Origin of the sequence: Butyrivibrio sp. MC2013, from assembly GCF_000424585.1 — a bacterium.
Taxonomy (GTDB): domain Bacteria; phylum Bacillota; class Clostridia; order Lachnospirales; family Lachnospiraceae; genus Butyrivibrio.
Map to the genome: position 1 here is coordinate 90,818 of NZ_AUKE01000011.1, position 13,652 is coordinate 104,469.

Below are 13,652 nucleotides of genomic sequence, written 5' to 3' on the forward strand. Positions count from 1 at the left end.
TCCCTATAAGGAGGGATCACGAACACTATTATCCGGATAAAGATGTTCTTATAAACAAGGGCTCCGATCTAGGATCAAGCAAATACTATAAAGGACTGAGGACCAGCTTTGACGGAGCTTCCTTCAGCCTGACCATTACCGATCTGCCATACTACCTTACGGCCTGAGGCATCTACGGGAACGGTCTCTTCCTGTCCGGAAGGATTAATCACAATAATAAACCCTCCTCTCTTATAAGCAAAAGGTCTCTGGCCTTCCTTGGCATAGAGGCTCTCAAAGCTGCCATCAGACTGAAGGTCTTCATTATCAGCTCTGAGCTTTAATACAGACCTGACTGTATTAAGGAGCGAAGAGGGATCCTTTTCCTCTTCTTCAACTGTAGGAGCATCATCTCTCCAGTCAACAGGCAGATAGATATCAGAGGGGCTGGCATCTGAGAAGCCCAGATTCTTGCCCTTCTTCCACTGCATGGGTGTTCTGGAGCCTGTCCTGCCATAGCCGCCTTCCTTGGTAGGAAGGTTGAGATATCTCATACCTATCTCATCACCATAGTACATAAAAGGCACACCGGGCATGGTGAAGAGGAAGCTGTAATAGAGGCTCAGTTCTCTTGGAGTCATATTAAACCTGGGCCTTGTAGTATCATGGTTGCAGGTAAGAAGAGAAATATAACCCTTGCCCTTTGTCTTATCATACATTTCCTGATAATCCTTCAGGAAAGCTGTGATATCAGCTCCGTCATCCTTTCTGAAATAGGAATGATCTGTAAGACAGGGATCTTCACCGGTCTGTCCGGTAAAGAACTTGTCCATATCCTTATTGTCTTCAGGATGATTGTAATAGTCTCTTGCCAGCTTGCTATAGCCATGGCCGGGATGATTAAGGACAAAGTCCATATGATATCCGGCTCTGATAGCTCTTGGCGGATCTGACCACTCAGCAACCATACGTGCCTCAGGATAATCCTCATCCAACATCTTGCGGATATCCTGCCAGATCTTGCTGGTACCGGTCTTTTCCTCATCATCATTCTTAACAAGGGATGCAGCCATATCTACGCGGAAGCCGTCGCAGCCGTGGTCCAGCCAGAAACGCATTACATCCTTCATAGCTTCCCTGGTAGCAATAGCATTCGGAGAATCTATGCCGTCCTGCCAGTCTTCCTTGGGATTTAGCCATCCGTAGTTAAGAGCAGGCTGACACTTGAAGAAATTAAGGAAATATACTCCGTTTCTCTCTGATTCGCCGCCGATGTAGGGGTAATCATGGGAACCCCAGAATGCATGAGTAGACCAGATATATCTGCCGGAAAACTCATTGGGATCCTGTTTCTGGCTCTTAAGGAACCACTCATGCTCTTCAGAAGTATGACCGGGTACCAGATCCAGGAGAATGTGCATATCTCTTTTGTGTGCTTCGCCAAAGAGTCTGTAGAGATCCTCATTTGTACCGTATCTTGATGCAACCTTCTTGTAATCTCTTACATCATATCCAGCATCTTTCATGGGAGAATCATAGCAGGGGTTGATCCAGATGGCGTTGCAGCCCAGGCCCTTTATATAATCAAGCTTGGCAGTAATACCATTGATATCACCTATACCATCCTCATTAGTGTCATAGAAAGACTGGGGATATATCTCATAAAATACAGCGTTTTTTAACCAATCGCCCATTAAACACTCTCCTTTTCCGGAACCTTCTTAGTTGTGATCAGATCATGGAAGCACCATACTTTTCTCTCACCGTTTAGATCGATGCACTGAGGTCTTCCCTTGATACAAGTATCTGTTGCATAAGGACAACGAGGTGCAAATTTGCAATAGTCTATGGCAAACTCTCTATCCTCGAAGTCAGGCATTACGATGGCATCCTGCTCTTTCCACTTGTCTCCCACCTTGGGAACAGCATCCATAAGGAGCTGTGTGTAAGGATGAGCGGGATCGTCCATGATGGACTTGGCAGGACCATATTCGATCAGTGTGCCTCTGTAAAGTGTTGCAATATAGTCTGATACATAGTAAGCAGTAGACAGGTCGTGGGTAATATAGATAAAAGAAATACCAAACTTGTCTCTCAGATCTTTAAAGAGGTTTACTATGTTCATCTTCATGGAAGCGTCGATAGCTGCAACAGGCTCATCGGCTATGATCAGCTTGGGCCTTGTGATAAGCGCTCTTGCAATGGATATTCTCTGAAGCTCACCACCGGAGAACTGTGCAGAGTACTTACCCTTTACTACTTCCAGTGACATACCTACGCTCTTTAAGGCTTCATCAGCCTTTGCCTCAGCTTCTGCCTGGTTCTTGGCACCTGCCAGGGACTTGGCTGTGGAATAAAGGTATGTATCAACAGCTTTTCTTGCTGAAAATGACTCATAGGGGTTCTGGAATATAGGCTGAACCTCTTTCATGAAGGTCATCTTATCAAAGCCCTTCTTGTCAGCATAATCCTTGCCGTCAAGGATTATATGTCCTCCGTCAGGATTGTGGATCCTCAGGATCATCTTACACAGAGTGGACTTACCACAGCCGGACTCACCTACTATAGAGAGGATGACAGGCTTGTCTGCCTGAATAGACAGAGATACCTGATCAACCGCAGTCATTTTCTTACCACGGAGCATGCCGCCAATACGGAAATTCTTTACTACTCCGTCAATCTTTAATAATTCGCCCATTATTTACACCTCCTTTTTCAGCAGATGGCAGGCTGCAAAACGTCCGGGCTTTATCTCCTCGAACTTCGGTACTTCCTGCTTGCATCTGTCTGTTGCATGAGGACATCTGGGAGCGAAACGGCAGCCCTTAGGTGGATTCTTAAGTGCCGGCGGACGACCGGGGATACCTACTCTTGCAGATTTATCACCCACTCTGGGAAGAGCTCCTACCAGCATCTGGGTATAAGGATGTATAGGATCACCGAATATATCCTCAGTATTTCCAAGCTCAGCCACGCTTCCGGAATACATGATAGCCATACGGTTGGTGATCTGATAATGAACACCCATATCATGAGATACTATGACCATTGTATTCTTGAGCTTCTTTTGAAGATCCATGAGCATCATGAGGATACCCTTCTGAACTACAACGTCCAGAGCTGTGGTAGGCTCATCTGCAAGGACTACATTAGGAGACATGAAGGTAGCAAGTGCTATAATGGCACGCTGTCTCATACCACCGGAGAGCTGGAAGGGATAGGATTCCAGAATGTCTCTTGAGAGATTGAGCTGTTCCAGATAATCTGCTACTCTTTCAAGAGTCTCTTTTTCCGTCTCCTTCTTTCTGTCTTCTACCGGAATAGAATCAAGGAACTGGCTCTTAAGTCTGGATATGGGATCCAGAACTGACTGAGCTGCCTGAGGTACATAGGACATATTGTTCCACCAGGACTTCTTGATATTGCCGGTGTGATACTCAAAGTTCTTGCCATCCTTGACACCGGAGAGGACTACTTCGCCGTGATCCACCTTAAGAGGATACTCAATAAGGTCATAAAGAGTCCTAAGAAGTGTAGTCTTGCCGCATCCGGATTCACCGGCTATACCGAATATTTCATTATCATTGATAGTAAAGTTCAGATCATTAAGTACATGTACATCCCCGTCGATCGTTTCATAAGATGTCGAGAGATTATCTACTTTTATCATATGCTCACCTTCCTCTCTTCATCTGCAGATAGTCGTTGTAGCCTGTGATCAAAAGGAACAGGCCCACGAACAGGATAACGGTTGCAACTACAGGAGAACCGATCCAGAGCCACTGGCGGTTGAATATTGCATTCCTGTCTCTTGCCCACTGGATCATATTACCAAGGGATACCAGATCGGCAGGGGACAGACCCAGAACTGCCAGTGAAGACTCAGATGCGATAGCATTGAGTACTGCGTTCATAAAGTTGGACAGTGACCATGTCAGAGCATAAGGCAGGATCTCAAACACGATGATCTCTACGGTATTCTCACCGGAGAACTTAGCCACGTGTACGAAATCTCTTTCTCTCATAGTCAGTGACATAGATCTGATCTGACGGCTGGGCCATGCCCATGCAAACATTGCAAGAACAAGAGCCAGCAGTATAACTGTAGAAGTGCCCTTCATCAGGGATGTCATGAGAATCAGGATAGGGAGTGAAGGGATAACGATAAAGGTATCGGTTATTACCATCAGTACTCTGTCCAGGATTCCTCCTGCAAAACCTGCAAGAAGACCTACAAATACGCCCACAACAGTACCTATAGCTGCAACTATAAGACCGATGGACAGCGAGTTGTGGATACCTTCTACCAGCATCCACAGTACATCCTGACCCATACTGGTAGTACCAAGAGGATGCTCAATGGAAGCTCCCAGCTTATTTGCATAAGTATTATAGGTAAAAGGATCTGCATGCGGTATGAAATAGATAACAAAACCAATGAACAGGAATATAAGAGTAATTATGAGACCAATCCTGAACCTGGCATTAGAGTTTTTCCAGATTTTCTTCATAATCCCCCTCCATTAGCTGTATCTGATTCTGGGATCGATAAACGGATAGATTACGTCTACGATCAGAGTCAGAGTTGCGATAGCAACGATTGATATAGTAATACATCCAAGGATCATATTATAATCCGACTGGAGAATAGCTTTCTGAATCAAAGTACCTACGCCGGGATAACCAAAGATGATCTCAGTCATGATGGAACCTGAGAAAACACCACCTATGGAAAGAGCCAGTGCGGTAACCTGTGTCAAGATGGAGTTACGCAGAACATATGTACCACCGATCCTGCCTTCTGAAAGTCCACGCCATCTTGCATACTGTACGAAATCCTCTTCTGCCGTGGATGCAGACAGTGATTTCATGGAAATGATCCACCAACCGGTTCCAATAAGGAGCATTGAGATACCGGGCAGGATGGAAGCCTTTATCAGAGACTGAATAAAGACTGCAGTTCCGTTAAAGGAATTGATCGTAGTAGTCAAAGGGAACCATCCCAAAAGGAATGCAAAGACTATCTGAAGGATAAGTGCCACTATAAAGTAGGGTATAGGATAGATAAAGATTGCAATAGCTTCAAGGATCTTGGAGGATTTGGCCTTGGACCTGAATCCGGCAAGCAGACCTATGAAGTTACCTATCAGCCAGGCCAGTATTGTAGATATGCCTGACAGACCTACTGTATAAGGAAGATATGTGGATATGATCTCACCCGCAGGTGAAGGATAGTTCATCAATGAAGGGCCAAAATCGAAATGGAAAAGACCTCTCCACAAAAATGTTCCATATTGCTCAAGAAGTGAACCATCAAGACCAAACTGGATCTTGAGCTGTTGTCTCATGGCCTCTTTGGCCACGGGATCCATGGATCCTGAACGGGCTTCTATCTGTCCAAGCATGTTTTCAATAGGATCTGACGGGAACATACGAGGAATAAAGAATATGATCGTAACACCGATCCAGATAGTAACAGCCCATGTTAGAATTCGCTTTAAGATATATGTAGAAAACTTCATGCGCCCTGCCTTTCTGTTCTTTGATCTAGCGAACCAAACAAAGCGGGATGCCCGGGAGAGCCCGGACATCCCGCAGCTTAGCCTGTACTATTAAATCTAGTATCTACCAAACTACTCTCAAGTATTATGCAACGGGCTGAAGCTCGTTAACGATGTACTTGAAGCAGCTCCACCACCACCAAGGTCCGTTGTAAGGATTCTGGGATGAAGGATAGTTGGTCCAATATGTGGAGTTCGTAGGAACGAACTTGATTCCTGAATGGAATCCGATAAAAGGAAGATCCTCAATAGCTATCTTCATGAACTCTGTGCACAGCTCATAAGACTCGTCGGAGTCAGGGCTGATCTGAGCCAGCTTGTGGATGATGTCAGTAGCTTCCTTGTTGTTCCAACGGCAGCCCTGGCCCTTTGCGTTCTCACCTGTGGGAACGATCAGGTCAGCGTCATAACCCTGGATAACTGTGTAAAGGTCTCTTGTGATACCACCTGTAGGCCAGTAGCCGGCGATATCATAGTTACCTGTTGATCCGTTAGCATCCCATGTAGCAGAGGACTCGGAAGCGATTGTTACGTTGAGACCAAACTTCTTGAGCTGGTCATAAGCAGCCTGTGTTCCACGGCCTGCCTGAGCTTCTGTATCAGCAATGTATGTAAGGTTGCAAACGAACTCTTCGCCGCCAAAATACCACTTGCCATCCTTAAGCTCAAGTCCTGCCTTCTGAAGGAGCTTAGTAGCAGCTTCAGGATCATATCTCCAGCAGCCTGTACCGAACATGTCGATCAGCTGATCATGATCTGTAGGAATGTCATAGCCCTGATTTCTCAGATTCTCGCCCATTCTCTCAGCATAATCGGGATCCCATGGCTTAACAGTTGTGCCATCGCCAAGATCAAGCTCAAAGCTCTCAAGCCAATCTTCCATAGGCTTGTAGTAGAGATCCATCATAGCAGATGTGCCGGTAAGGATAGGCCATGCAGAAGCACGTCCGATGCCATCAAAGATGTTGGTGGAGATCTCATCGAAATTCATAGCAAGTGCGATACCCCAACGGAAGTCCTTGTTATCATAAGGAGCGCCCTTACCCATTGAGAAAGCCAGACCCTTGGAACAAGGATCGTCTGATGTAGCATAAGGGAACTGATCATACCATGCAGCAATGTTAGGGTTCTGAGCGATCATAGAAGTAAGGATCTCAGGTGTAACTTCGCAGAGGATATCTACTTCGTTGTTGACCATTGCCATCTGACGAGTTGTGTCATCGCCAAGATATCTGAACCATACATACTTTGCAGCAGGCTCCTTGCCGGTAACAACACCGGTTGTGGAGTGATCCCAGTCCTCACGGCGCTCATACAGTATCCACTTTCCAAGAGGATCGTAGCTCTTTACTGTATAAGGTCCTGCAACTACAGGATTCTCATCCTTAAATGTTGATACATCTTCTACCTGTGAATAGATATGCTCAGGTACTACTCTCATATCATTTCCCCAGATAGTAACACCGAACTTCTGAGCCAGACGAGGGAATGGTTCCTTTGTCTTAAGAACTACGGTGTAATCATCTGTAGCTTCAACGCTCTCAAATACTGAATTGTAGTATGTGCTGGCGCCGATAGCATCATTATTCATGATCATATTGAAGGTGAATGCTACGTCCTTAGCAGTAAGAGGCTCACCATCTGACCAGTTGATACCCTGACGGATATGTACTGTGTGCTCGGTGTAGTCTTCGTTCTGCTCAGGCATACCATCAGCAACTTCACCGTACTGTTCACCCTTTACAGTGTCCATTTCCCACAGCATTGCGGACATAAGCTGATGGATACCGAAACCTGCCTGAGTACCCTGCATGTAAGTATTGAACTGTCCGGGAACGTCTGTAGGTGTCTGAGTTTCTACTATAAGAGTCTCTTCTCTGGGTGTTCCAACTTCGGTCATCTGACCGGAAGCTGCAGGCTTAGCCTCTTCCTTTTCTCCCTCATCGGAAGTAGAATCAGCTGTCTCTGTAGAACCACTGTCTGTTGTTGTTTCTTCCGCGCCAGATCCGGAATCAGTACCGGTTGTGCCGGTGCTGCCTGAATTTCCGCATCCTGCTATAGTACCGGAAACCATAGCTGCAGCGAGGAGAACGCTAAGAATCTTTTTCTTCATCTTTCCTCCCTTCTGGAATGAAAAAAATATTTATAAAGAAACCATTACTTACCTCGTTGAACTTTTGCGCATAAGTTCTTTCAACAATTACAATCTATCACGTTTTTAATTATTAGACAAGGGTGTCGGATGATATTAGGGATTGTTTATAGGCATTTTGACCATTTTTGTGAAAATATGCAAAAGCTTTGTAGTACATTTTGTATATTTTGCTCTGTTGACTTTTTAACGTTTATAGAATAGCAAATCCTTATACTTATGATAAGAACAGTAACTGCATAAGTAATATAAAATATATAAACAAAAACCTTGTAAATAGCCGATCTGATCGTCATCAAATCCACCATTTACAAGGTTTTTGCTTTTTGGAAGGTGTAATAAACAACTATTATGGGCGTATATTTGCAAACGTTATATCGTGTTCGTTATAACGTAACTGCTAATGCAGATAAAATAATGCATACTTAAAGGCATAAGCTAGACATATCAATATATCAGTATATATTCATGTTCTCACGAAACACGCAGTAAATGCGTGTTTCTGAAATATCATCTAATAACATATAGTTTAATTGTGACATCACCCTAGCTGATAGATGCATTATAAAGTTTTAATCTATGGGTCTTAGGCTCTCTCTGTCCACGATCCAGGTCTTGAGCACTGTCTGGTGAATAGCGCTTCTGCCGCCTTTGATAATATCTATGAGCATATGAGCTGCAAGCTCGCCCTTCTCTCTGATATCCTGATGGATAGTGGTAATGCCGGGATTACAGAACCTGGCAAAATCATTATCGTCAAAGCCGGTCACAGATATGTCCTCAGGCACTCTGATCCCTTTCTGTATCAGGTTCTTGATCAGCTGCACCGCAAAATAATCCGAGGTGCACTCCACAGCTGTATATGCCCTCACCTGTTCGACAATTCTGTCCCACTGCTGACTGGTGCCGCCAAAGCCGTCTGTTACAAATAGTCTGTTAGAAGGTGAATCCTCAATGCCGGATTCCTTAAGAGCCTTTCTGTAGCCCTCATATCTCTTCATGTCTACGCCTCTCTCAGAATCACAGAGAAAGGCTATCTTCCTGTGTCCGTATTCTATGATATGGCGAGTCATCTCATAACTGGATTCCACGTCATCTATTCTCAGGCTCACCTGATTGTCCTTCTCAGGATCAAAGAAAGCATCCACAAAGACCACAGGTCCGTCGTATCTGTTGGAAATGATCTGGCCCTCCTCTTCAGGAGTACCCAGGATAATCACCCCATCGCAGTTCCAGGTCAGTATCTGATTCAAAAACTCTTCATCAGAATCTGCAGCAAATATCATTACCTGATAGCCCTTATCCTTGGCTTTCTTGTATATGCCATTTAGAAAACCGGAATTAAAGGGATCTGACAGTGCTCTCTCCAGGTAATCATGCCTGCAGCGAAGGGTAAATCCTATGATCCCAGACCTGCTCTTGGCCAGATTTACAGCTGTCGCATTGGGGATATACTTATATTTCTCCAGCCCCTTCTTTACAATCTCCAGGGTCTGCACTGACACTTCCGAAGTCTTACCATGTATAACATTGGAAACTGTGGTGGTGCTAACGCCCAGTTTCTGTGCGATTTCTTTGATAGTTGCCACTTTGTGACTTCCTCTCTTTATGCAAACTTAAACGCATAAGTAATCTATAATTGAACTTATCATATCAGGGAGAATTTGTAAAGGGGAGTCACCGGGGACGTTTCATTTTGACTCAAAAGTATGTGCGCAGCTGCAGAAGCTTTTTCCTCGTTCGCTGCACTCCAAATGGTGTTTTGCTGGATTCTTACGCAGCCTTCCTTTTAATGCGCCTCGCTCGAAATAAACTCACAGAGGCGAAGGTGGCAGTTTTTTACTCTCAATGGTCATTAAGTCCGCTTCGCGTCCTTAATCAAAGAGGATGTAATACCACTCTCTCAGGCAAGCCTGAGAATGGTATTACATCCTCTTTTTTTGGCATTACCACGCCAAATTGACCATTTATTTAAAAAATCATCCTTCGCCCCTGCTCAAACAAATTTCTCGCGGGCGCTTTGAAGGCTGCGTCTAAGAATCAGGCAAAACATACCATTTGAAGTGAAAGCTCTCTGCGGAAAAAATCTTCTGCAGCTGTGCTCTAAGATTCTAATTGAGAGTATAAAAACAGCTCCGCCACAATCTGTAGCGAAGCCGCTTTTATATATGCTGTAATAAGCTCTCTATCAGCGCTCTGTTATTCACTGGAATATCGGTTAAATTCCTTGGTATCGCAAGTTCAATAACAATATGCAAAATGCCTTTTCGTGATGAACTGTTATCAACCTTCTTTATCACGGCACGGGCATCAACCCTCATATCTTCCAAAAGAGGGAGCACTACATAATATAGCGCATCCTGATCAAAAGAGACACTTCCGACAATTTTCCCTGTTACAATCTCTTCTACAACTGCTCTGTCTTCTCTAAGGAAAATATTCATAGGTTCTCCAATAGCCGGTAGCGAAGATTTTATGTATTTGTGATCCATCCTGATAAATCCATTAAAACTGTATATCTCTTTATCCTTGTCAGCTTGGACAAGTTTTCCTATTTTCCTGGCAGAATCGGCAGGAAGTACATACTCCTGCATCATAAGATGAAACACATCTTTAACCAGGTCCGCAGAAGGCATAAGATCATAATCTGCCAGCATTTCCCTGCATGCTTCAAGAACGCTCTTGGCAAAGAGCCCAAACTCCTCCATATCCGGGTCCCAGACAAATCTGCCGCGAGCCATCTTGGAAAGAGGCAATTCTTCATCAAATATCTTAAACTGAAAATAGATATTTCTCAGAGCAAAAGCATCTTTGTTCTCAAAAGCATCCCAGGTAAATTCATAGGTCTCAAAAGATGTTTTGTCCTCTGATTCTCTGATTATCCTGTATGCTTCTATTATCTGTCTGAGCTTTTCATCATCTTCGCGGGATCTTTCTTTTCCGGGATCAGAATCCGGATGATAGATAATAAGAAGCTTCTTATATTTGCTCTTTATCTCCCTGTCGCTATCCGCTTTGGATACACCCAGGATCTTGCACGCTTGCTTAAGAGTCATAACAATCTATTTTCCTGCAATAATGAGTCATTTTGAAACGTCCCCAGTGACTCACGCCAGCTTCATATCTCCGTCCTTGACCCAGCCCAGCTTCTTTACAAAGAAGTGTACAAGAAGGCTGATAACTGCGGGAAGGACAAATGAGATCAGGACCAGTCCTGCCCAGTCAAAGCCTGTGATGGCAGCCTTGCTGCCAGCAGCCACATCATTTACCCAGCCTGTATATACGCCTATCTGGCCTACTAGGCCGCAGGTACCCATACCGGAAGAAACGGCAGCGCCGTTCATCTGGAGTTTGAATACGCAGGTTGCGATAGGACCGGTGATAGCAGAAGCTACAATGGGAGCGATCCAGATCCTGGGATTCTTTATGATATTGCCCATCTGAAGCATGGATGTACCGATCCCCTGGGATACCAGGCCTCCCCATTTATTATCCTTAAAGGAGATAACTGCAAAACCTACCATCTGAGCGCAGCAGCCTGCAACAGCGGCGCCGCCGGCAAGTCCGGTGAGGCCCAGTGCAGCGCATATGGCAGCTGAAGAGATAGGAAGTGTCAGTGCGATACCTACGATCACAGATACCAGGATACCCATGAGCAGCGGCTGAAGCTCTGTAGCCCACATGATGAGCTTGCCCACCTTCATGGCAGCTGCGCCAAGAGCAGGTGCTATAAGTGCAGACAGTGCTACGCCTACGCCTATGGTCACAAGGGGTGTTACCAGGATATCCACCTTGGTCTCCTTGGATACAGCCTTACCAATCTCTGCAGCAATGATAGCTACGAAGAGAACAGCCAGAGGGCCGCCTGCGCCGCCCAGTGCATTGGATGCAAAGCCTACAGTGATCAGTGAAAAGAGCACAAGAGGCGGACATTTAAGAGCATATCCGATAGCAACTGCCATAGCAGGTCCGCTCATGGCGCTTGCAAGGCCGCCTACTGTATATTCTGCACCTGCAACAGTGGCAACTGTCTGTGTCAGGCAGGCTATGTGAAACTGACTTCCAATGGTATTGATGATGGTACCGATCAGCAGCGAACAAAAAAGGCCCTGAGCCATAGCGCCAAGTGCATCAATGCCGTATCTCTTTAGTGAGATCTCGATATCCTTCCTTTTTAAAAACTTCTTGATTCCTTCCATTTTCTTTTCTCCCTTTATCTCGCCGAAGATAACCCTACCCTCCTTAATGCATGGATGCATTTTTGACATGTCAGCAAGTGCATGGATGCACTTCTATGTCATGAATACAAGGATGTATTTTGACATGCTTAGAAGTGCAGGGATGCACTTCTATGTCATGAATACGCCCTAATGACCAGGCTCCGCGGCGGTATTTAATCCACTTTTTTCTTTATCAAATAACATATACATACTACAAAACTACAGTTTTTTTCGCAATAATAATTATCAGAAAGTATATGTTATTAGACGTACCTTCAGAAACACGCATTTACTGCGTGTTTCGTGAGAACATGTTGCCGGCAAATAGGCCCAGAGGCCCTAGCCGCTCTCAAATGGCCTATTTGCATACATTCTTGGATTATTTATCCAAGAATGTATAAAAAAGCAAGAACTATAATGCTATAAGTCTGCAGACAACGGCAAAGCTCTGCCCCCTTGTCCTAATACTGCCATATCAGGTGTATAATAAGTAAATACAGGCAGCTATAAAGTTCAAATCCAAATAAGTCCGAAAACGATATAGCACAAATACAGGTTAAACTCGCAAACGCTTCGCTTTTTGCTCGTTATAAAATCACTGCTGACGCAGTTCTACGGGTACGGGGCTTATAACCCCGCACCCGTAATCAAGATATTCCCACCACCTAAATGTGGTGGGTTATCTTGATTATTTTATATACTCTAGATACAGATAACACATATACAGAAAGGATAATTCTGATATAAATGATAATAGATCTTATCACCGGCTTTCTGGGGTCCGGCAAGAGCACTTTCATCAGAGAATACGCTTCTTTTCTCATAGATCATGGATGCAGGATATGCATCCTGGAAAATGACCACGGTCCAGTCAATGTGGATATGACTCTCCTCTCAGGTCTAAGGAGCGATATGTGCGAGCTGGAGATGATCACAGGAGGCAGCGACAAAGAAACCCATATGCGGCGCTTTAGGACCAAGCTGATCCAGATGGCTATGATGGGCTACCAGAGAGTCATCGTGGAGCCCTCCGGCATATATGATATAGATGAATTCTTTGATACACTATGGGAAGAGCCCCTGGACAGGATGTATGAGATCGGAAATGTGATCACCGTAGTGGATGCCCTGCTGCCGGATACCTTATCTCGGGAATCCGATTACCTTTTGGCATCCCAGTGTGCCTGCGCCGGCAAAATATACTTTTCCCGTACCGACCTGGCTACACCTGAGGATATAGACTCCTGCATTAGTCATATCAACAGAGCGCTTATGGCAGTCTCCTGCAAGAGAGTCATAGGCAGAAACGACATCGAGACCCGCTCTGCAACCCTCTTATTCTCCGAGGAAGATTATCCCTTAAACTGGGGCTATGAGCTTAGGAGCTTTGTAAAGTACCAGATAGCAGACCATAATGAATACGGCAGTCTCTTCTATATGAATATCAAACTTGACGAGAAAGTTTATAAAAACTTCCTGATGAATTTATTGCACAATGAAGATCTGGGCCATATCATCAGAGTCAAAGGCTTTGTCGAGCTGACAGACTCATCATATATGTCGATCAATCTCAGCCGCGAGAGCAGCTCTTTTGCCCCCTGCGATCCCATGCCCACTATCCTGATCGTCATAGGTGAAGGCCTTCATAAGGACAAGATTGACAAGCTCTTTGAGGGCAAATATCATAATGGATAATTAATTAGATGACATTTCAGAAACACGCATTTACTGCGGGTTTCG

10 protein-coding genes are annotated in these 13,652 nt (G+C 44.8%); 1 reads left to right on the plus strand and 9 read right to left on the minus strand.

Annotated elements, in window-relative coordinates:
• Window positions 1-74: 74 nt before the first annotated feature.
• The 9 genes from G636_RS0108190 to G636_RS0108230 all read right to left on the minus strand — a co-directional run bounded on the left by G636_RS0108190 (window position 75) and on the right by G636_RS0108230 (window position 11,891).
• Complete coding sequence (locus tag G636_RS0108190; protein ID WP_026507650.1) at window positions 75-1,673, minus strand: alpha-amylase family glycosyl hydrolase; 1,599 nt, start codon at window positions 1,671-1,673, stop codon at window positions 75-77.
• Window positions 1,673-2,677: an ABC transporter ATP-binding protein gene (locus tag G636_RS0108195; RefSeq protein ID WP_026507651.1), complete on the minus strand. Its 1,005-nt coding sequence runs from the start codon at window positions 2,675-2,677 to the stop codon at window positions 1,673-1,675. Before G636_RS0108195 ends, G636_RS0108190 begins: the two co-directional genes overlap by 1 nt.
• Window positions 2,678-2,680: 3 nt before the next feature.
• Entirely contained in the window at window positions 2,681-3,649 is a 969-nt protein-coding gene (locus tag G636_RS0108200) for an ABC transporter ATP-binding protein (protein ID WP_026507652.1), read from the minus strand.
• Window positions 3,650-3,653: 4 nt separating this feature from the next.
• Window positions 3,654-4,490, minus strand: coding sequence for an ABC transporter permease (locus tag G636_RS0108205; RefSeq protein ID WP_026507653.1), 837 nt, complete (start codon window positions 4,488-4,490; stop codon window positions 3,654-3,656).
• Between the two features lie 12 nt (window positions 4,491-4,502).
• Window positions 4,503-5,501, minus strand: coding sequence for an ABC transporter permease (locus G636_RS0108210; protein WP_026507654.1), 999 nt, complete (start codon window positions 5,499-5,501; stop codon window positions 4,503-4,505).
• A gap of 124 nt (window positions 5,502-5,625) precedes the next feature.
• Complete coding sequence (locus G636_RS17850; RefSeq protein ID WP_051226743.1) at window positions 5,626-7,653, minus strand: ABC transporter substrate-binding protein; 2,028 nt, start codon at window positions 7,651-7,653, stop codon at window positions 5,626-5,628.
• 611 nt (window positions 7,654-8,264) lie between these two features.
• Window positions 8,265-9,281, minus strand: coding sequence for a LacI family DNA-binding transcriptional regulator (locus G636_RS17855; protein WP_035779228.1), 1,017 nt, complete (start codon window positions 9,279-9,281; stop codon window positions 8,265-8,267).
• Window positions 9,282-9,854: 573 nt separating this feature from the next.
• The gene (locus G636_RS0108225; RefSeq protein ID WP_026507655.1) at window positions 9,855-10,748 is read right to left on the minus strand and encodes a J domain-containing protein; all 894 of its coding nucleotides are present in this window, start codon (window positions 10,746-10,748) and stop codon (window positions 9,855-9,857) included.
• A 51-nt stretch (window positions 10,749-10,799) separates the two neighbouring features.
• Window positions 10,800-11,891, minus strand: coding sequence for a PTS transporter subunit IIC (locus G636_RS0108230; RefSeq protein WP_026507656.1), 1,092 nt, complete (start codon window positions 11,889-11,891; stop codon window positions 10,800-10,802).
• A 768-nt stretch (window positions 11,892-12,659) separates the two neighbouring features.
• Between G636_RS0108230 and G636_RS0108235 the strand changes: the two genes are divergently transcribed.
• Window positions 12,660-13,607, plus strand: a complete 948-nt coding sequence (locus G636_RS0108235) for a GTP-binding protein (RefSeq protein WP_026507657.1) — start codon at window positions 12,660-12,662, stop codon at window positions 13,605-13,607.
• The last annotated feature ends 45 nt before the right edge of the window (window positions 13,608-13,652 follow it).